The following is a 19797-nucleotide window of genomic DNA, read 5'->3' on the forward strand; positions in this document are numbered from 1 at the left end:
TCTGACGTGGCCAACCGCCTGCGTGGCGCAACGTCCCCCTATCTCCTCCAGCACGCCGACAACCCCGTGCACTGGTGGGAGTGGGGCGAGGACGCGTTCGTGGAGGCGCGGGATCGAAACGTGCCGGTGCTGCTGTCCGTCGGGTACGCCGCGTGCCACTGGTGCCACGTGATGGCCCACGAGTCGTTCGAGGACGAGGCCACCGCGGCGTACATGAACGAGCACTTCGTCAACGTCAAGGTCGACCGTGAGGAGCGGCCCGACGTGGACGCGGTCTACATGGCCGCGACCCAGGCGATGACCGGGCAGGGCGGCTGGCCGATGACCTGCGTCCTCGACCACGAGGGCGCGCCGTTCTTCGCCGGCACCTACTTCCCGGACCGGCCCCGGCACGGCAGCCCCAGCTTCGGGCAGGTGCTCGAGGCGCTCGTCGAGGCGTGGCGCGACCGCGGTGACGACGTACGCCGGTCGGCCGATAGGGTGCGTGCCCACCTGCAGGCGCAGGGAGCGCTGGAGGCCGGGACCGTCGGCGCCGAGACCCTGGCCGACGCCGTCCGCGCCCTGGCCCGCGAGCACGACCCGGAGCACGGCGGGTTCGGGGGAGCGCCGAAGTTCCCGCCGTCGATGGTGCTGGAGTTCCTGCTGCGGCACGAGCTCCTGGTGTCGAGACGTTCGCCGGGGCGCGCTCCTCGACCAGCGGAGACCGGCACCCTGGCCAGGACGATGCTGGACGCGGCCTGCGTGGCGATGGCCCGCGGCGGCATCTACGACCAGGTCGGCGGCGGCTTCGCCCGCTACTCCGTGGACGCGGGCTGGGTGGTGCCGCACTTCGAGAAGATGCTCTACGACAACGCGCAGCTGCTCGGCGTCTACGCCCGCTGGGGCGGCAACCGGATCGCCGAGGAGACCGCCGACTTCCTGCTCCGCGAGCTGCGCACCGCCGAGGGCGGGTTCGCCTCCGCGCTGGACGCCGACAGTGAAGGCGTCGAGGGCAGGTTCTACGCCTGGACCCCGACCCAGCTCCGGGCGGCCCTCGGCGACGAGGACGGCACCTGGGCGGCCGGGGTGTTCACCGTCACCGAGGCGGGCACCTTCGAGCACGGGTCGTCCACCCTCCAGCTCCGGCAGGACCCCGACGACCTGCACCGGCTCGAGGACGTCAAGCGCCGGCTGCTCGCCGCCCGCGAGGAACGGATCCGACCCGCCCGCGACGACAAGGTGGTCGCGGCCTGGAACGGGCTGGCGGTCAGCGGACTGTGCGCCGCCGGCACCCTCCTCGAGAAGCCCGAGTACGTCGATGCCGCGACCCGCGCTGCCGAGCTGCTGGTCGAGGTCCACCTGGTCGACGGGCGGTTGCGCCGCGTGTCCCGGGACGGCGTGGTCGGCCGGCACGACGCCGTGCTGGAGGACCACGGGTGCGTCGCCCAGGGCTTCCTCGACCTGCTCCAGGCGACCGGCGACGCCCGCTGGCTCGCGCACGCGCGGGTGCTGCTCGACGACGCGCTGGACCGGTTCCGGGCCGACGACGGCGGGTTCCACGACACCGCGGTCGACGCCGAGACGCTGGTCGCCCGGCCACGGGAGATCGGCGACAACGCCAGCCCGTCCGGGCAGTCGGCGATGGTCCAGGCGCTCGCGACGTACGCCGCGCTGACCGGGTCCGGCGCGCATCGCACCGCCGCCGAGGAGACGTTGTCGGTGCTGGCCACGCTCGCCGAGCGAGCGCCGCGGTTCGCCGGCCACGCGCTGGCCGCGGCCGAGGCGATGCTCGAGGGTCCGGAGGAGGTCGCCGTGGTGGGGCGCCCCGGGCCGGAGCGCGACGCCCTGGCCCGGGCCGCCCGCCGCCGCCCCGGTGCGGTGGTCCTGGTTGCCGAGCCCGGCCGGACCGACGTACCGCTGCTCGAAGGCCGGGTCGAGGTCGACGGCCGCCCCGCGGCGTACGTCTGCCGCGACCTGGTCTGCGAACGACCTGTCACCGACCCCGCGGACCTGCCACGCTGAAACCGATGAGGCTGGATGCCCCGTTCAGCCCTCCGACCACCAAGCAGCAAGGGAAGTCCTGCGGCCTGCTGGTGCACGGTGAGCCGCTGCCGCCGCCCGGAGCACGCCCGACCTGCCGTGGATCCCGAGGGCGGCCTCGTAGGGGGATTGGGCGGGGGGCCCGTGCGGGGCGCTGGTCGTCCCGTGGTGCGTCGGATGGGCCTGGGGCAGTTCCGGGTGGCCGGCTCCTGCCTCGGGTAGCCCTGGCTAGCGCAGGGAGTACGTCGCCAGCGAGACGCCGACGTAGTGGGTCACGAACGCCAGGATCGTGAACGAGTGGAACACCTCGTGGAAGCCGAACCAGCGGGGCGAGGGGTCGGGGCGCTGGAAGCCGTAGACCACCCCGCCGAGCGTGTAGAGCACGCCGCCGGCCGCGACCAGCACGAGGACCGCGATCGCGATGCCCGGGTCGAACCGCTCGGCCCCCGCGGCGAACGACGGGATGAAGAACACCGCGGCCCAGCCGAGCGCGATGTAGATCGGCACGTAGAGCCAGCGCGGCGCGTCGGTCCAGAACACCCGGAAGAAGACGCCGACCACGGCCCCCGTCCAGACGATCGAGAGCAGCAGCCAGCGGGGCGTGCCCGACAGGAACAGCAGCGCGAACGGCGTGTAGGACCCGGCGATGAGCAGGAAGATGTTGGCGTGGTCGAAGCGCCGCAGGAAGTTCCACGTGCGGGGTGACCACGTGCCGCGGTGGTAGATCGCGGAGACCGTGAACAGCACCAGCGCGGTCGCGGCGAACATCGCCGAGCCGACCCGGGTCGCCGCGGTGGGGGAGAGTGCGATCAGGACGATGCCGGCAGCGAGCGTGAGCGGTGCGGTGGCCAGGTGCAGCCAGCCGCGGAGCTTCGGCTTGATGTCGGCGAGCGTGTCGTGTGCCCGGTCGCGTGCCCGGTCCACGGCGCCGTGGGTCCGGTCGACGGCATGGTCCAGGCGGGAGCGGATCATGTCGTTCATGTACCCAAGGGTACGGATGGCCACTCATGGTGTACGCCGATCGGTACAGACAGGACGAGTAGAGTCGGTCACGTGGCGGACTGGAAACAGGCGATCCGGCGGGTGCTCTACCCGGCGTACGAGGCTCGGATGGTCAAGGCGCTTCCCCAGGACCGCCTCCCGAAGCACATCGGCGTGATGCTGGACGGCAACCGGCGCTGGGCGAAGGCGGTCGGCGCGGACACCGCGCACGGGCACCGGGCCGGCGCGGCGAACATCGAGCCGCTGCTCGGTTGGTGCGAGGAGACCGGTATCGAGGTGGTCACCCTGTGGCTGCTGTCGACCGACAACCTCAACCGTCCCCCGCAGGAGATCGAGGCCCTGCTCGGCATCATCGAGGAGGCGGTGGACTCGCTCGCCGACCAGCGGCGCTGGCGGCTGCACCCGGTGGGAGCGCTCGACCTGCTGCCCGCCCACACCGCCCGCCGGCTCAAGGAGGCCGAGGAGGCCACCCGCGACGTCGACGGCATGCTGGTCAACGTCGCCGTGGGGTACGGCGGTCGCCGCGAGATCGCGGACGCGGTCCGGTCGCTGCTGGTGGAGCACTCCGAGAAGGGCACCTCGCTGGAGGAGCTCGCCCAGACCATCGACGTCGAGCACATCGCCGAGCACCTCTACACCAAGGGCCAGCCCGACCCCGACCTGGTGATCCGCACCTCCGGCGAGCAGCGGCTCGGCGGCTTCCTGCTCTGGCAGTCCGCCAAGAGCGAGTTCTACTTCTGCGAGGCCTACTGGCCGGACTTCCGCCGGGTCGACTTCCTCCGCGCGATCCGTGCCTACGCCGAGCGGGAGCGCCGCTTCGGCACCTGACCCGTCGACCCGGCACGTCTTGTGCCGACTCACACCGTTTCGAGAATGGTGACCCGGCACATCTTGTGCCGACTCACCGGGCGTGGGGCGCGGAACCTGTGGATGCGCGGCGCGCCGATCCGCGGCATGCTCGGGGGGTGACCACCTTCGTGCACGACTTCGCGGACGGCAACAAGGACCAGAAGGACCTGCTGGGGGGCAAGGGTGCGAACCTCGCCGAGATGACCAATCTCGGGCTGCCCGTGCCCCCGGGGTTCACGATCGACACCGAGGCCTGCAAGGCCTACCTCGCGGAGGGCGCCGAGCCCGCGGAGCTGGCCGGCCAGGTCACCGAGCGGCTGGCCGCCCTCGAGAAGACGATGGGACGCACGCTCGGGGACGCCGAGGACCCGCTGCTGGTGTCGGTGCGGTCCGGGGCGAAGTTCTCGATGCCCGGGATGATGGAGACCGTCCTCAACGTCGGCCTCAACGACCGCTCCGTGCACGGCCTGGCCGCGGCCAGCAAGGACGAGCGGTTCGCCTGGGACTCCTACCGCCGGCTGATCCAGATGTTCGGCTCGACCGTGCTCGACATCGACCACCTGGTCTTCGCGCGCGCGCTCGACGACGCCAAGCGGGCGCGCGGCACCGAGGCCGACCTCGACCTCGACGAGGAGGACCTCAAGCGCCTGGTCGGCACCTTCCAGGGGCTGGTCACCGAGCACGCCGGCCGGGACTTCCCGCAGGATCCCCGCGAGCAGCTCGACCTCGCCGTACGCGCCGTCTTCGACTCCTGGAACACCGAGCGGGCCGTGCTCTACCGCCGGCAGGAGCGGATCCCCGAGGACCTGGGCACCGCCGTCAACGTGCAGGCGATGGTGTTCGGCAACCGGGGCATGGACTCCGGCTCGGGTGTGGCCTTCACCCGCGACCCGGCCTCCGGCGCCCAGGGGGAGTACGGCGACTACCTGCAGAACGCGCAGGGCGAGGACGTGGTCGCCGGCATCCGGAACACCGTGTCGCTGGCCGACATGCAGGAGGTGGCGCCGGGTCCGCACGCCGAGCTGCTGCGGATCATGGCCACGCTCGAGCACCACTACCGCGACATGTGCGACATCGAGTTCACGGTCGAGAACGACAAGCTGTGGATGCTGCAGACCCGGGTCGGCAAGCGCACCCCGGAGGCGGCGTTCCGGATCGCGGTGCACATGGCCGACGAGGGCCTGATCGACCTCGACGAGGCGCTGCGCCGGGTCACCGGCGCCCAGCTCGCGCAGCTGATGTTCCCGCGGTTCGACGAGGACGCGCCGCGCGACCTGATCGCGAAGGGCATGAACGCCTCACCCGGCGCCGCGGTCGGGAAGGTCGTCTTCGACTCGCACACCGCGGTCGAGTGGGCCGAGCGCGGCGAGGACGTGATCCTGGTCCGCCAGGAGACCAACCCCGACGACCTGCACGGGATGATGGTCGCCCGCGGGGTGCTCACCAGCCGGGGCGGCAAGACCTCGCACGCCGCCGTGGTCGCCCGCGGCATGGGCCGCACCTGCGTCTGCGGCGCCGAGGCGCTCGACGTCGACGCCGAGCGCAAGCGCGTGAAGGTACGCCGCGGCCCGACCCTCGGCGAGGGCGACGTGATCTCGATCGACGGCTCGACCGGCGAGGTGTTCGCCGGCGAGGTGCCGGTCGCGGACTCCCTCGTGGTCCGCTACTTCGAGGGCGAGGAGGCCGACGACGACCTCGTGCACTCCGTACGCCGCCTGATGGAGCACGCCGACTCCCGGCGCCGACTGCACGTGCGCACCAACGCCGACAAGGCCGGCGACGCGTCCCGGGCCCGCCGGTTCGGTGCCGAGGGGATCGGGCTGTGCCGCACCGAGCACATGTTCCTCGGCGAGCGCCGGGAGCTGGTGGAGCACCTGATCGTGGCCGAGGACGACGCCGGGCAGGAGGCCGCGCTGGCGGCGCTGCTGCCGCTGCAGCGCCAGGACTTCGAGGAGATCCTCGAGGCGATGGACGGGCTGCCCGTGACGATCCGGCTGATCGACCCGCCGCTGCACGAGTTCCTCCCCGACTACACCGAGCTGTCGGTGCAGGTCGCGCTGGAGGACGAGCGCGGCAACGAGGACACCCACCACCACAAGCTGCTCGACGCGGTGAAGCGGCTGCACGAGCAGAACCCCATGCTGGGCCTGCGCGGCGTGCGCCTCGGCATCGCCATCCCCGGCCTGTTCACGATGCAGGCCCGGGCGATCCTCGAGGCCGCCGCGGCCCGGATCGCGGCCGGCGGGGACGCCCGCCCGGAGATCATGATCCCGCTGGTCGCGACGGTCCGGGAGCTCGACATCGTGCGCCGGGAGATCGCCGCGGTCGCCGAGCAGGTGCAGCAGGAGACCGGCGTCGACATCGCGCACAAGGTCGGCACCATGATCGAGCTGCCCCGAGCCGCAGTCACCGCCGCCGAGATTGCCGGGATCGCCCAGTTCTTCTCGTTCGGCACCAACGACCTCACCCAGATGACGTGGGGCTTCTCGCGCGACGACGTCGAGGCGTCGTTCTTCAGCACCTACCTCGAACACGGGGTGTTCCCGGTCTCGCCGTTCGAGTCGCTGGACACCGACGGCGTGGGCGCGTTGGTGCGGATGGCGGTCGAGCGGGGCCGCGAGGCCCGGGCCGACCTGCACCTCGGCATCTGCGGCGAGCACGGCGGCGACCCGCACTCGATCCACTTCTTCGACGAGGTCGGGCTCGACTACGTCTCCTGCTCGCCGTTCCGGGTCCCCGTGGCCCGGCTCGAGGCCGGCCGGTCGGCGCTGGGCGGGGGCGGCTCGGACTGACCCCGTCGGGCGGCTCGGCGATGGCCCGGTCGGGTGACCCGTCCGACCGTCCGGTCGGAGGTCGGTGACTGTTCACCCCACGTTCGGGCGTGTCGGCCCGGACCGGCTGGGGACCCGGCGTACGTTCGGGCTCATCGGCGGGTGGGGAAGCCTGCCGTACTGGGAGGCCCGGCCGTGTTCTCACACGATCACCGCGTGACGTCGCCACCGCGGCGTGCGTGGGGAAGGCCGGCACTCCGGCCGTCGGGATCCCCCCGGTCCGTCAGCGCGTGATCCAGGGCCGGGCGACGAGTGCGCGCGCCGGCTCAAGAGGGTGAGTTCCGTGGCCTCGAAGAGTCAGCAGGGCAAGCGCACCGCTCCGTCCGTCCGCACCTTCGTCCTCGACACCAGCGTGCTGCTCGCCGACCCGGGCGCCGTACGCCGGTTCGACGAGCACGAGGTGGTCCTCCCGGTGGTCGTGATCACCGAGCTCGAGGGCAAGCGGCACCATCCCGAGCTCGGCTTCTTCGCCCGCTCGGCGCTGCGCATGCTCGACGAGATGCGGGTCCTGCACGGGCGGCTCGACGAGCCGATCCCGGTCGGCGAGGCCGGCGGCACGATCCGCGTGGAGCTCAACCACACCGACCCCGAATCTCTCCCGTCGGGCTTCAGGCTCGGCGACAACGACACTCGGATCCTCGCCGTGGCCCGCAACCTGGCGAACGAGGGCGCGCTGGTCACCCTGGTCTCCAAGGACCTCCCGCTCCGGATCAAGGCCTCGGCGGTCGGCCTCGACGCCGAGGAGTACCGCGCGGAGGCAATCAGCGAGTCCGACACCGGCTACAGCGGGATGGCCGAGGTCGAGGTGATCGCCGCCGACCTCGACGAGCTGTACGACGACGGCGTGGTCGACCTCGAGCAGGCCCGCGAGCTTCCCTGCCACACCGGCCTGGTGCTGCTCTCCGACCGCGGCACCGCGCTGGGCCGGGTCGGGCCCGACAAGCAGGTCCACCTGGTCCGGGGTGACCGCGAGGCGTTCGGCATCCACGGCCGCTCCGCCGAGCAGCGGATCGCGCTGGAGACGCTGCTCGACCCCGAGGTCGGGATCGTCTCCCTCGGCGGCCGGGCCGGCACCGGCAAGTCGGCGATGGCGCTGTGCGCCGGCCTCGAGGCGGTGATGGAGCGCCGCCAGCACAAGAAGGTCGTGGTGTTCCGGCCCCTGTTCGCGGTGGGTGGCCAGGAGCTCGGCTACCTGCCCGGCTCGGAGCAGGAGAAGATGTCGCCCTGGGGCCAGGCGGTCTTCGACACGCTCGGTGCGATCACCTCGCCCGACGTCATCGACGAGGTGCTCGACCGCGGGATGCTCGAGGTGCTGCCGCTCACCCACATCCGCGGCCGCTCGCTGCACGACGCGTTCGTCATCGTCGACGAGGCGCAGAGCCTGGAGCGCAACGTGCTGCTCACCGTGCTCTCGCGGATCGGCGCCAACTCCAAGGTGGTGCTCACCCACGACGTCGCCCAACGGGACAACCTGCGGGTGGGCCGCCACGACGGCGTGGTCGCGGTCATCGAGAAGCTCAAGGGCCACCCGCTGTTCGCCCACGTCACGCTCACCCGGTCCGAGCGCTCGCCGATCGCGGCGCTGGTGACCGAGATGCTGGAGAACGTCACCATGTGACCCGGCCGGGACCCCTCGGCCAGCGACGTGGGAGGATTCGGTGGCAGCCGGAGCCTCCCACGTCCGCTTTTGTGGTGACTGGTGCTCCCCAAGTGGCCGATGTGGTTGGTGTGACCAACTGTGACCGGGGTCGCGTCGGTTTCTGCCGTGTTCGGTTTGCCCTGCGTGGTCACGTCATGCATGGTGTTCCGAGACCTTTTCGTGACCCCTCGGGACTCGGTCACGGGTTTGCCCTGACGTCTAGCCGTGAGTAGCTCCTTGTCGAAACACGCCAAGTACACTCCGAAGCACCGCCACCACCGAGCCCCCAGCCGACCCACCAAGGTCCTGCGCAACTCCGTGCTGTACTCCTCGGTCGCGGTCGCCGCGACCGGTGTTGCCGTCTCCGGCGGCGTGCTGCAGTCCAACGCCGAATCCCCGGTCAACGTCGCCGCCGACTTCCCCCAGATGAACGCCGGTGACGACGTCCAGACCGATGCCGTCCGTCGCGACGACGAGGTGTCCCGCTCCGCGGACCGGCGCCGCTCCGCCGACCCCGCCAAGGCCGCTGCCCTGTCCGGCGTCGACCGCACCGGCACCGCCGTGAGCCGCACCGAGGACATCTCCGACGAGGACCCGCGGGAGATCGCCAAGGCGCTGCTCTCCGAGTTCGGGTACTCCCAGGACGAGTTCGGCTGCCTGGACTCCCTCTACACGTCCGAGAGCGGCTGGCGCGTGAACGCCGACAACCCCAGCTCGTCGGCGTACGGCATCCCCCAGGCGCTGCCCGGCTCCAAGATGGCCTCGGCCGGCCCGGACTGGGAGACCAACCCGGTCACGCAGATCCGCTGGGGTCTCGGCTACATCGAGGACCGCTACGGCAGCCCGTGCGGCGCCTGGAGCTTCAAGCAGGGCCACAACTGGTACTGATCCGCGGGTTGGAGACCGTCGATCCCCAGTGAGGCGGTAGTCCGATCGGGTCATCGACGTCACCACCCCGGATGACGACGCTCCGCGGCTGACCGGTCGCATTGCCGGCAATCGCCTGCCGACCGCCTGCGGACCCCGCCATGCTCGTGCTGCGGCGCTTCCCCGGTGCCGCAGCTGCAGATGATGCAAGGCTGCTGGACCACTGTCGTGGCCCCAACTGCGACGCAGCAGCCCTTTCCCCGAGGTCCGTCCCCATGGCGGGCACTCGTCGGGGGTGCGTCGGGCGGGTTCCCCAGCCAGGCCGATGCACCCCCGCCCTGCATTTCCGGCACCGACCCGGACCATCCCGTCGCCATGCCCCCGTAGTCCGCGACGACCTGGTCGCCGACACGCCGTCCGGGCGAGCCAGGACGTCGCGGACCACCCCGGCAGGGGGCGCGGGAGAACGCCGCCGGAGCCGTCGTACGGCGCGACAGGTCTAGATGGTCATTCCCTGTCAGGAAACGCCACCCGTTGGGAGCGTTTCCGGCCCCAGGGCGTGTTTCTGGGGGCGCGGGCCGTCGGCGGACCGCATGCTCTGTCCCGACAGGGCACCTGGGTGGGAACTTCTTCGGGCGGGCGCCGCCGCTTCGTCTGTGATTCCGGGGGGAGTCATGAAGTTCTTCCGATCCCGTGCGTCGCGCGGGGCAGCCGCCGTCCTGGTCGGGGTCGCGCTGGTCGCCGCCGCGGCCGCCGTACCCGCCGTCGCCGCGCCGCCGGTGAAGCCCGGCAAGGTGACCGGCCTGGTCGCCACCGTGAGCAAGCCGGCCGCGGCCTACCAGGTCGCCTCGTCGTGGAACGCCGCGACCAACGCCACCAGCTACCAGGTGAAGCTCGTCGACCCGGGCGGGGTCGCGCTCGACAGCGCCACGGTGACGGCCACGTCCTGGTCCGCCACCACCACCAGGCCGGCGGGCACCAGCGTGACGATCCAGGTCACCCCGCTCGCCGGGACCCGTAAGGGCACCATGGTCTCGCTGACCAAGGTGCTGCCGGACGTCACCCCGCCGACCGGCACCTTCGGGGTTGCCTGGAACGTGAGCACCGCGACCGTCACGCAGGAGTCGCTCAGCGACGACCTCTCGCCGGCCGGGTCGATCACCCGCCAGATCGACTGGGGCCGCGGCGACGGCTACGAGCCGTGGTCGACCGGCACCACGATCAGCTACACCTACCCGCTCACCGACGGGTACTACCGACCCAGGGTCAAGCTCACCGACCAGGCCTTGAACGTCAGCGAGCAGTACCTGCACGCGGTCGTGATCGGCGACGACACCGCCCCGACGGGCAGCTTCACCGCGTCGCCGACCGCCGCCTGGGCGGGCCTGACCGCAGTCCAGCTCAGCCAGGCGGGGCTCGACGACGACTTCAGCCCGGCCGCCCGGGTGCTCCGCATGGTGGACTGGGGCGACGGAACCCCGATCACGCCCTGGCCGACGCTGGTCGACGTCCCCTCGCACGTGTACGCCACCGCCGGCACCTTCACACCGGTCATCACCCTCGAGGACGAGGCCGGCAATACGGCGCCGGTGTCCGCGGACCCGGTGACCGTCACCAAGGACAACGCTCCCACGGGCACGTTCGCCGCGTCCCCGACCGTTGCCTGGGCCGGCCTCACCGCCGTCCAGCTCGGCCAGACCGCGCTCGCGGACGACTACACGGACGTCGCCGCCGTGCAGCGCACGGTGAGCTGGGGCGACGGCACCACCACGTCGTGGCCGGACGCCATGGTCGCGCCGTCGCACGTGTACGCCGCCGCCGGCTCCTACACGCCGACGGTCACGCTCGAGGACGAGCGCGGCAACACCGCGCAGGTCGCGGCGGACACCGTGACCGTCACGGCCGACACGGTCAAGCCGGTCGTCAGGCTGACCGTCCCGAAGACCCGCACGGGCTACGTCGCCAGCTGGCGGACGCTCAAGGGCCGGGCCACGGACACTGCCGGGACCGGCGTGAGCCGGGTCGAGGTCCGGGTCATCGAGAAGCGGGGCACCAGGTGGTACGCCTTCCGTCCGGCCACCGGCACGTGGGTCAAGACCGCCACGGCGGCTCGTGCCTGGAAGAAGGCCGGCATCCGCAAGGTCACGCCGACCGCGACGGGCACCTGGTCGGCCCGGGTCGCCGGGCTCCGCAAGGGCACGATGTACGTCAAGGTGGTCGCTGTCGACCGGGCGGCCAACCGCTCCGCGGTGCTGTCCCGCAAGCAGCTGCTCACACGCTGACGGCACGCACGAGCACGGCGCCGGCCGGGGCCCCCTGACCCGGCCGGCGCCGCATTTCCCGATAGTCCCAAACGTTCGAGGGTCACCGACCGGTCGGCGATCCCTCGAACGTTTGGGACTATCCGGCAAAAGGGGTCAGTGGCAGGTGAAGACCGTGACGTGGCCGGCGTACTCGCGGGGGCCGTCGAAGGCGGGCAGCAGCAGGTCGGTGGTACGGCGCTCGCCGGGCGGGGGCACCACCACGGAGAGGTCCGGCGAGGCGGCCGGAGCCATCGCAGCGGCGTCGCCGGCGTCGCCCGCCGCCAGCTCCTCCGACGGCACCCACGCGAGCGTGTCGAGGTAGGCCTGGGCGGCCGCGTGGTCGGGGAACAGGGCCCGGGTGGCCACGTCCTCGCGGCGTACGTCGGAGAAGTGGCGTCGCAGCGCCTCCTCGCCGTTCTCGCTGCTGAACTGGGTGACAAGGGGAGCCCCGCCGGCCTCGCGGCGCAGGTCCGCGGTGTGCTGGTCGCCGTTGGTGACCGCGACGAACAGCCCGCCGGGGCGCAGCACCCGCCGGGCCTCCGCCAACGCGAGGTCGAGGTCCGGCACGTGGTAGAGCATCCACATCGCGGTGACCACGTCGAGCGAGCCGTCGTCGAACGGCAGCGCCTGGGCATCGCCCACGCGGGCGTCGATGCCCCGCTCGCGGGTGAGCCGCACGAACCGCTCTGACTGGTCGATCGCGCTCACGGTCGCCCGGGGCAGGGCCAGCGAGAGCCGGGCCGCGAAGCCGCCGGTGCCGCAGCCCACGTCCAGCAGGTGCGGCGTCTCCCGCCCCGCGACGGCGCCGACAGCCGCGTCGAGGGCCAGCGTGGACGGGTCCCGTCCGTCGAGCGCCGGGTGCCAGACGGAGAGCCGGGTGTGGAGACTCTCCTCGGTGGCGTACTGGGCGCGGACGGCGGCGGAGTCCTGCAGGGTCACGGGTGCGTCATGCCTTTCACGTCGAGGGCGTCGTCGAGCTGCTGCTCGGTCAGGGTCCCGTCGGCGACGAGACCGAGGTCCAGCACCGTCTCACGGATCGTGGTGCCGTCCTGCATCGCCTTCTTGGCGATGGCGGCGGCCTTCTCGTAGCCGACGTACCGGTTGAGCGGGGTGACGATCGACGGCGACGACTCGGCGTACGCGCGCATCCGGTCGACGTCGGCGGTGATGCCGTCGACGCAGCGGTCGGCCAGCAGCCGGGTCGCGGTGGACAGCAGCCGGATCGACTCGAGCAGGTTGCGCGCGATCACCGGCATCATCACGTTGAGCTCGAAGTTGCCCGCCGCCCCGGCGGTCGCGACCGCGGCGTCGTTGCCGACCACCTGGGCGCAGACCATCAGCACGGCCTCGGGTACGACAGGGTTCACCTTGCCGGGCATGATGCTGGACCCGGGCTGGAGGTCAGGGAGGTGGATCTCCGCCAGGCCGGTGGTCGGGCCCGAGCTCATCCAGCGCAGGTCGTTGCAGATCTTGGTCAGGCCGACCGCGACCACCCGCAGCTGGCCGGAGAGCTCGACCAGCGCGTCGCGGCCCCCCTGCGCCTCGAAGTGGTTGCGGGCCTCGGTGAACCGCAGCCCGGTGCGGTCGGACAGCTCGGCGATCACCGCCGCGGCGAACCCCTCGGGCGTGTTGATGCCGGTGCCGACGGCGGTGCCGCCCAACGGGAGCTCGGCGACCCGGGGGAGCGTCGACTCCAGGCGTTCGACGCCCAGCCGTAGGACCGCGGCGTACCCGGAGAGCTCCTGGCCGAGCGTCACCGGGGTTGCGTCCATCAGGTGCGTACGGCCGGCCTTGACGACGTCCGCGAACTCCTCGGCCCTGCGCTCGAACGCCGACGCCAGGTGGTCGAGGGCGGGCAGCAGGTCTGTGTGGGTCGCGGTGACCGCGGCGACGTGGATGGAGGTGGGGAAGGTGTCGTTGCTGGACTGGCTGGCGTTGACGTGGTCGTTGGGGTGCGCCTCGACGCCGCGGCGTGAGGCCAGCGAGGCGAGCACCTCGTTCATGTTCATGTTCGAGGACGTGCCGGACCCGGTCTGGAAGACGTCGACCGGGAAGTGGTCGTGGTGCCGGCCGGCGACGACCTCCTCGGCCGCGGCCCGGATCGCCTCGGCGATGTCGGCGTCGAGCACCCCCAGCCGCGCGTTGACCACGGCCGCGGCTGCCTTCACCCGGGCCAGCGCGACCAGGTGGCTGCCTTCGAGGGTGCTCCCGCTGATCGGGAAGTTCTCGACCGCCCGCTGGGTCTGCGCACGCCAGAGCGCGTCGGCCGGCACCCGGACCTCGCCCATCGAGTCGTGCTCGACGCGGTGGCGGTCCCGGTGGTCCGGCTCGGTGCTTCCGTCGGTCCCCTCGGCGGTGGTCACGGGACCGACGCTACCGGTTGACCGAAAGGTAACTGATGGGTTACCAATGGTGGGTGGACGCGTTCGAGGCGATCGCCGACCCGGTACGCCGGGACCTGCTCGTGCGGCTCGGCTCCGGCCCTGCCCGGGTGGTCGACCTCGCCGCCGAGCACCCGATCAGCCGGCCGGCGGTGAGTCGGCACCTCCGGGTGCTCACCGAGGCGGGACTGGTCGCCGGCGCCACGCACGGCCGGGAGCGCCGCTACCGGCTCGAGCGTGCCGGCCTGGCCGCCGTGCGCTCGTGGCTCGACGCCGTCGAGGCTCCGGCGCCGCCGGTCCCCGAGCGTGCGCTCGACGGGCTGGACCTCGAGGTGCGCCGTACGTCGCGTGACCGGCGCGGCGCGTCCCGACCGGGCAGCCGCGGGGCCGAGGGCGAGGAGGAGGCGGGATGACGGCAGTTCCACCGACCGGACGGCGCGAGGCGCGCGAGGGTGTCGGCTACCTGGTGCTGACCCGGACGTTCCGGGCCCCGATCGAGGACGTGTGGGCCGCGGTGACCGAGCCGTCCCGCATGGAGCGCTGGATCGGCACCTGGTCCGGCGACCCGGCCGAGGGGCAGGTGCTATTCCGGATGACCGCGGAGGGCGAGGACGCGCCCGCCGAACCCGCCTCGATCGACGTCTGCGACCCGCCGCGTCGGCTGGTGGTCCGCACCCAGGGCGGCGACGGCTCGCAGTGGCAGCTCGAGCTCGACCTCGTCGAGGCCGATGGGGTGACCACGCTGACCTTCGGCCAGGTGATGTCCGATCCCGAGGCCGCCTCCCAGATCGGCCCGGGCTGGGACTACTACCTCGACCGTCTGGTGGCCTCGGAGACCGGGGGCGACGTCGGGTCGGTGGACTTCGACGACTACTACCCGTCGCAGTCCGCGCACTACGTCGCGGCGTTCTCCTGAGCCACGCGCGCCACGTAGAGCCAGTAGGTCTCCGCGCGGGCGCCGAGCTGGACCGGGTACGGCACCGCACGCACGTCGTCGAACACCTCGCCGAGGGCCGCCTCGAGCTCCGCGGAGGTGTCGGCCGACCAGACGACCAGCGCCTGCCTCGTCACCCGTCGTACGGCGGTCAGGAAGGGCACGCGGTAGAGCTCGGCGTTCTCGTCGTGCACCAGGTAGCCCGGGCCGTTGTCGACGTCCAGCAGCACCAGGTCGTAGGAGACCTCGCCGGCCTCGGCGAACGCCAGCGCCACGTCGTTGACCACCACGGTCAGCCGTTCGTCGGCCAGCACCTGCGGGCCGTGCGGGATGGTGCCGTCGCGCATCCAGTCGACCAGCGCCTGCTCGAGCTCGACGACCGTGCAGCGCTCGACCCGCGGGTCCGCGAGCACCTCCCGCATCGTGAATCCGAGCCCGAGCCCGCCCACCAGCACCGACGCCGGGCCGTCGACGAGGTCGAGCGCGGCGGCCGCGAGCGCGCGCTCGGTCGAGGTCTCAGCGGTGTCCATCACGAACACCCCGTTCGCGCGCAGCTCCAGCACCTCGGGGGCGGACTCCTCCCGGCGGGTGCGCAGCACCAGCTCCCCGCGCTCGGTCTCGGCGCGAGCTACCTCGGCGTACTCGGTGGGCATGGCCACGACGCTATCCGGAGACCCCTGCACGCGAGGCGGTCGGGTCGTGGGCACCCTGGTTTCGAGACGGGCGCTGGGCGCCCTCCTCGACCAACGGTGCCGGCGGCTCAGTCGAAGAGCTCGCTGAGCCAGCTCTCCTTGCGCTTGGGCTTGCGGTGGCGCTGGTCGTAGCCCGGTCGTCGTAGCGCCGGTCGTCGTAGCGCCGGTCGTCGTAGCGCCGGTCGTCGTACCCGCGGGTGTCCTGGTACGACGGCGCCGGCGCGGCGGGCGCGGCCGGGGCGGGCTGGGTGAGCGACCGGTCGATGATCTTGTCGAGCTCGCCACGGTCGAGCCACACACCCCGACAGGTGGGGCAGTAGTCGATCTCGATGCCGCTGCGCTCGCTCATCACGAGCACGGTTCCGTCGGTCGGGCACTGCATGGGATCTCCTTCGTCGGCTACCCGGCCAACGTGCGGCGACGCGGCAGGGTTCCAACGGGCCTGCGCGTCGCAGGTCCCGGAGGAGGCTTCCGGGACCTGCGTTGGCACGGTCGGCGGACGTGGGAAGCCGGCCGTGCCGGGGGCTCCAGTCTCCATCCGTCGATCGCGCTTTGTCCAGAGTTTGTCCAAGGTTCGGTCTAGACTCCCTGACGTGTACACGGTCAAGCACGCGGCCACGCTGACCGGCATCCCGGCCGACACGTTGCGGGTCTGGGAGCGGCGGTACGGCGTGGTGTCGCCGGCGCGGTCGGAGGGCGGCTACCGGCTCTACGACGACGCGTCGCTGCGCCGGCTCCGGGCGATGGGGGCGCTGGTCGGCGCGGGCTGGTCCGCACGCCAGGCGGCGGCCCGGGTGCTGGCGGACGAGGAGGCCGGCACCGACGACGCCCCCGATCCGGGCGTGACCCCGATCGGCGACGTGGACGCGCTGGCCCGGGTGGCCGCGACCTTCGACGTCGCGGGCCTCGACGCGGCCCTGGACGCGGGCTTCGCGCTCGGCACCTTCGAGGAGGTCGTCGACGGCTGGCTGATGCCCTCGCTGCTCCGGCTCGGCGCCGCCTGGCGGCACGGGGCCGTGCTGGTGGCCGGGGAGCACCTCGTCAGCGCCAGCGTGCAGCGCCGGCTTGCGGCGGCGTACGACGCCGCAGGGCCCGTTGGTGGCGGCCCGAGGGTGGTGGTCGGGCTGGCCCGCGGTTCCCGCCACGAGCTCGGGGTGCTCGCGTTCGCGACCGCGCTGCGGCGGGCCGGCGGCGACGTGGTCTACGTCGGGGGCGACCTGCCGCCGGACGGCTGGGTCGCCGTCGTGGCCGAGCAGCGGCCGGCCGCGGCGGTGCTGGGCGTGCCCTCCTCGGACGACGTGGTGGCGGTGCGGGAGACCGTGGCCGCGCTGGCCGCCGCGCACCCGGACCTGCCGGTGAACGTCGGCGGCGGGCACCAGCACGCGGTGAGCGGCGCGCACCGGCTCGGCCACCTGGTCGGACCGGCCGCCGCCGCGCTGGCCGCCGACCTGGCCGACGGCCTGGCCTGAGACCTACTCCTTCGAGCGCACCCGGATGCCGGACAGCGGCACGGTCACCGCGCCCGACGGGTCGGTGAAGAAGTCGTTCCCCTTGTCGTCGACGACGATGAACGCGGGGAAGTCCTCGACCTCGATCTTCCAGACCGCCTCCATGCCGAGCTCGGGGTACTCCAGCACGTCGACGGACTTGATGCAGTCCTGCGCGAGCCGGGCCGCCGGCCCGCCGATCGAGCCGAGGTAGAACCCGCCGTGCGCGTTGCAGGCCTCGGTGACCTGCTTGCTCCGGTTGCCCTTCGCCAGCATCACCATCGACCCGCCCGCGGCCTGGAACTGCTCGACGTACGAGTCCATCCGGCCGGCCGTGGTCGGCCCGAACGAGCCCGACGCGAAGCCCTCGGGGGTCTTGGCCGGTCCGGCGTAGTAGACGGGGTGGTCCTTGAGGTACTGCGGCATCTCCTCGCCCGCGTCGAGCCGCTCCTTGATCTTGGCGTGCGCGATGTCGCGGGCCACGACGAGCGGGCCGGTGAGCGACAGCCGGGTCTTCACCGGGTGCTTGGTGAGCTCGGCGAGGATCTCGTCCATCGGCTGGGTGAGGTCGACCTTCACCACGTCGCCGGACTCCGCGAGGTGCTGCGTCTCGGTGTCGGGCAGGTAGTGCGCCGGCTCGGTCTCGAGCTGCTCGAGGAACACGCCCTCCGGCGTGATCTTGCCGAGCGCCTGCCGGTCCGCCGAGCACGAGACCGCCAGCGCCACCGGGCAGGAGGCGCCGTGCCGGGGGAGGCGCACGACGCGGACGTCGTGGCAGAAGTACTTGCCGCCGAACTGGGCGCCGATCCCGAACGACTGGGTCAGCTTGAAGACCTCCTCCTCGAGCGCGAGGTCGCGGAAACCGTGCGCGGACATCGAGCCCTCGGTCGGGAGGTTGTCGAGGTAGTGCGCGGAGGCGTACTTCGCGGTCTTCAGCGCGAACTCGGCGCTGGTGCCGCCGATCACCACGGCGAGGTGGTACGGCGGGCAGGCGGCGGTGCCGAGCGAGCGGATCTTCTCGTCGAGGAACTCCAGCATCCGCTGGGGGTTCAGGACCGCCTTGGTCTCCTGGTAGAGGAACGACTTGTTCGCCGAGCCGCCGCCCTTGGCCATGAACAGGAACTTGAACTCCGGCTTGCCCGAGGTCTGTGGCGTCGAGTAGATCTCGATCTGCGCCGGCAGGTTGGTGCCGGTGTTCTTCTCCTCGTACGTCGTCAGCGGGGCGAGCTGGGAGTAGCGGAGGTTGAGCTTCGTGTACGCGTCGTACACGCCACGGCTGATCGCCTCGCCGTCGTCGGCGCCGGTGAGCACGCCCTCGGACTTCTTGCCCATGACGATCGCGGTGCCGGTGTCCTGGCACATCGGCAGCACGCCGCCGGCGGAGATGTTGACGTTCTTGAGCAGGTCGAGCGCCACGAAGCGGTCGTTGCCGGACGACTCCGGGTCGTCGATGATCCGGCGCAGCTGTGCGAGGTGCGCGGGCCGCAGGTAGTGGCTGATGTCGTGCATCGCCTCGGCGGTGAGCCGCTGGATGGCCTCGGGGGAGACCTGGAGGAAGGTGCGGCCGCCGGCCTCGAACGTGGACACCCCCTCGGTGGTCACCAGGCGGTACGGCGTGTCGTCGGCGCCGGTGGGGAGGAGGTCGGAGTAGAGGAACGCAGGGGAGGTGCTCACGTCGGCAGGTTACGCCGCGGACGCGGTCCTCCTGAAGGCGGGCATAGTCACGGACCCGCGGGCGTTCGGCTGGTGTGCACCTCCACGAGTCCGTCGTCATCGGGGCCGGCCAGGCCGGCCTCAGCGCGTCGTACCACCTGCTCCGGCTGGGCGTCGGCCACGTCCTGCTCGACGCGAACGACGCCGCCGGCGGTGCCTGGCGGCACCGCTGGGACTCGCTGACGATGGACGACGTGCACGGCATCGCAGATCTGCCCGGGTCCCCGGCGCCGCAACGGGACGGCCGGCGCGCGAACGACGTGCTGCCCGGCTGGTTCGAGGCGTACGAGCGTGAGCACGGGCTGCCGGTCGTCCGCCCTGTCGTGGTCGACGACGTCACCTCCGACGGCGACCTCCTCGTCGTCCGGGCCGGCGACCGACGCTGGACCACGCGCACGCTCGTGAACGCGACCGGCACCTGGACCCGCCCGTTCGTCCCGCACTACCCGGGCATCGAACGGTTCCGGGGCGAGCAGCTGCACACCGTCGACTACCCCGGGCCGGAGCACTTCCGCGGACGCCGGGTGGTCGTGGTCGGCGGTGGTGCGTCCGCGGTGCAGCTCCTCGGCGAGATCGCGCCGGTCGCCGACACCGTCTGGGTCACCCGGCGGCCGCCTGTGTGGCGCACCGGCGACTTCGACCCGGAGGCGGGACGGGCGGCGGTGGCGCTGGTCGAGGAGCGGGTACGCCGGGGCCTGCCGCCGGCGAGCGTCGTCAGCGTCACCGGGCTCGCGCTCCGCGAGCAGGAGCGGGCAGCCGAGCACCTGGGCGCCTACGACCGACGGCCGATGTTCGAGCGGGTCGAGCCGGACGGCGTCCGCTGGGCCGACGGGTCGTACGAGCCGGCCGACGTGATCCTCTGGGCCACCGGCTTCCGGCCGGCGGTCGCCCACCTCGGGGCGCTGCGCCTGCGCTCGTCCCACGGCGGCATCCGGCTCGACGGCACCACCGCGGTGGCGGACCCGCGGGTGCAGCTCGTCGGCTACGGCCCGTCGGCGAGCACGATCGGGGCGAACCGGGCCGGCCGGGCCGCCGCGGTCACCGTGGCCCGGCAGCTCCGGGCCGAGGCAGCCTGACCGC

Annotated in this window: 16 protein-coding genes; 10 read left to right on the top strand and 6 right to left on the bottom strand. The window is 72.4% G+C overall.

Features of this window, described 5'->3' with window-relative positions:
- Nucleotides 1–6: 6 nt before the first annotated feature.
- On the top strand, nucleotides 7–2001 hold the full coding sequence (locus tag EKO23_RS02835; protein WP_134713875.1) for a thioredoxin domain-containing protein: 1995 nt from the start codon (nucleotides 7–9) through the stop codon (nucleotides 1999–2001).
- 246 nt (nucleotides 2002–2247) lie between these two features.
- On the opposite strand, the gene trhA is transcribed toward EKO23_RS02835, so the two are convergent.
- Entirely contained in the window at nucleotides 2248–3000 is a 753-nt protein-coding gene (gene trhA / locus EKO23_RS02840) for a PAQR family membrane homeostasis protein TrhA (protein ID WP_134713877.1), read from the bottom strand.
- Nucleotides 3001–3072: 72 nt separating this feature from the next.
- Between trhA and EKO23_RS02845 the strand changes: the two genes are divergently transcribed.
- The 5 genes from EKO23_RS02845 to EKO23_RS02865 all read left to right on the top strand — a co-directional run bounded on the left by EKO23_RS02845 (nucleotide 3073) and on the right by EKO23_RS02865 (nucleotide 11489).
- Entirely contained in the window at nucleotides 3073–3849 is a 777-nt protein-coding gene (locus EKO23_RS02845; RefSeq protein ID WP_281280840.1) for an isoprenyl transferase, read from the top strand.
- A gap of 137 nt (nucleotides 3850–3986) precedes the next feature.
- On the top strand, nucleotides 3987–6662 hold the full coding sequence (gene ppdK, locus EKO23_RS02850) for a pyruvate, phosphate dikinase (RefSeq protein WP_134713881.1): 2676 nt from the start codon (nucleotides 3987–3989) through the stop codon (nucleotides 6660–6662).
- Between the two features lie 322 nt (nucleotides 6663–6984).
- Nucleotides 6985–8319 (top strand): RNA 5'-3' helicase PhoH2, encoded by a 1335-nt coding sequence (gene phoH2, locus EKO23_RS02855; RefSeq protein WP_134713883.1) that lies wholly within the window; start codon nucleotides 6985–6987, stop codon nucleotides 8317–8319.
- 258 nt (nucleotides 8320–8577) lie between these two features.
- Nucleotides 8578–9228: an aggregation-promoting factor C-terminal-like domain-containing protein gene (locus EKO23_RS02860; RefSeq protein ID WP_134713885.1), complete on the top strand. Its 651-nt coding sequence runs from the start codon at nucleotides 8578–8580 to the stop codon at nucleotides 9226–9228.
- Between the two features lie 653 nt (nucleotides 9229–9881).
- Nucleotides 9882–11489, top strand: a complete 1608-nt coding sequence (locus tag EKO23_RS02865) for a PKD domain-containing protein (RefSeq protein WP_134713887.1) — start codon at nucleotides 9882–9884, stop codon at nucleotides 11487–11489.
- A 135-nt stretch (nucleotides 11490–11624) separates the two neighbouring features.
- Here EKO23_RS02865 and EKO23_RS02870 read toward each other — a convergent pair whose 3' ends face one another.
- Nucleotides 11625–12449 carry a class I SAM-dependent methyltransferase gene (locus tag EKO23_RS02870; RefSeq protein WP_134713889.1) on the bottom strand — a complete coding sequence of 275 codons (825 nt, stop codon included), beginning with the start codon at nucleotides 12447–12449 and terminating at the stop codon, nucleotides 11625–11627.
- The gene (locus EKO23_RS02875) at nucleotides 12446–13798 is read right to left on the bottom strand and encodes a class II fumarate hydratase (protein WP_134714186.1); all 1353 of its coding nucleotides are present in this window, start codon (nucleotides 13796–13798) and stop codon (nucleotides 12446–12448) included. The genes EKO23_RS02870 and EKO23_RS02875 overlap by 4 nt, the downstream gene beginning before the upstream one ends.
- 128 nt (nucleotides 13799–13926) lie before the next feature.
- On the opposite strand from EKO23_RS02875, the gene EKO23_RS02880 reads away from it, so the two are divergent.
- Nucleotides 13927–14304 (top strand): ArsR/SmtB family transcription factor, encoded by a 378-nt coding sequence (locus EKO23_RS02880; protein WP_167880294.1) that lies wholly within the window; start codon nucleotides 13927–13929, stop codon nucleotides 14302–14304.
- Nucleotides 14301–14807 carry an SRPBCC family protein gene (locus tag EKO23_RS02885; protein ID WP_134713893.1) on the top strand — a complete coding sequence of 169 codons (507 nt, stop codon included), beginning with the start codon at nucleotides 14301–14303 and terminating at the stop codon, nucleotides 14805–14807. Before EKO23_RS02880 ends, EKO23_RS02885 begins: the two co-directional genes overlap by 4 nt.
- Here the strand turns inward: EKO23_RS02885 and EKO23_RS02890 are convergent.
- Entirely contained in the window at nucleotides 14786–15478 is a 693-nt protein-coding gene (locus EKO23_RS02890) for a spermidine synthase (RefSeq protein ID WP_134713895.1), read from the bottom strand. The two genes, EKO23_RS02885 and EKO23_RS02890, sit on opposite strands and share 22 nt — an antisense overlap.
- 10 nt (nucleotides 15479–15488) lie before the next feature.
- On the bottom strand, nucleotides 15489–15899 hold the full coding sequence (locus EKO23_RS02895) for a TFIIB-type zinc ribbon-containing protein (RefSeq protein WP_217702424.1): 411 nt from the start codon (nucleotides 15897–15899) through the stop codon (nucleotides 15489–15491).
- A gap of 211 nt (nucleotides 15900–16110) precedes the next feature.
- Between EKO23_RS02895 and EKO23_RS02900 the strand changes: the two genes are divergently transcribed.
- Nucleotides 16111–16986, top strand: a complete 876-nt coding sequence (locus EKO23_RS02900) for a MerR family transcriptional regulator (protein WP_134713897.1) — start codon at nucleotides 16111–16113, stop codon at nucleotides 16984–16986.
- Nucleotides 16987–16989: 3 nt separating this feature from the next.
- On the opposite strand, the gene EKO23_RS02905 is transcribed toward EKO23_RS02900, so the two are convergent.
- Entirely contained in the window at nucleotides 16990–18678 is a 1689-nt protein-coding gene (locus EKO23_RS02905; RefSeq protein WP_134713899.1) for a fumarate hydratase, read from the bottom strand.
- A 74-nt stretch (nucleotides 18679–18752) separates the two neighbouring features.
- Between EKO23_RS02905 and EKO23_RS02910 the strand changes: the two genes are divergently transcribed.
- A complete protein-coding gene (locus EKO23_RS02910) occupies nucleotides 18753–19793 on the top strand; it encodes an FAD-dependent oxidoreductase (RefSeq protein ID WP_134713902.1) in 1041 nt (346 codons plus the stop codon).
- The last annotated feature ends 4 nt before the right edge of the window (nucleotides 19794–19797 follow it).

This window comes from Nocardioides guangzhouensis, from assembly GCF_004519545.1.
GTDB classification, from domain to species: Bacteria; Actinomycetota; Actinomycetes; order Propionibacteriales; family Nocardioidaceae; genus Nocardioides; species Nocardioides guangzhouensis.

What these genes read in the sequence shown, in the direction of transcription:
- trhA (WP_134713877.1), bottom strand. Translation starts at nt 3,000, where the DNA reads ATGAACGACATGATCCGCTCCCGCCTGGACCATGCCGTCGACCGGACC.
- EKO23_RS02865 (WP_134713887.1), top strand. Translation starts at nt 9,882, where the DNA reads ATGAAGTTCTTCCGATCCCGTGCGTCGCGCGGGGCAGCCGCCGTCCTG.
- EKO23_RS02875 (WP_134714186.1), bottom strand. Translation starts at nt 13,798, where the DNA reads ATGGGCGAGGTCCGGGTGCCGGCCGACGCGCTCTGGCGTGCGCAGACC.
- EKO23_RS02885 (WP_134713893.1), top strand. Translation starts at nt 14,301, where the DNA reads ATGACGGCAGTTCCACCGACCGGACGGCGCGAGGCGCGCGAGGGTGTC.
- EKO23_RS02890 (WP_134713895.1), bottom strand. Translation starts at nt 15,478, where the DNA reads ATGCCCACCGAGTACGCCGAGGTAGCTCGCGCCGAGACCGAGCGCGGG.
- EKO23_RS02895 (WP_217702424.1), bottom strand. Translation starts at nt 15,899, where the DNA reads ATGCAGTGCCCGACCGACGGAACCGTGCTCGTGATGAGCGAGCGCAGC.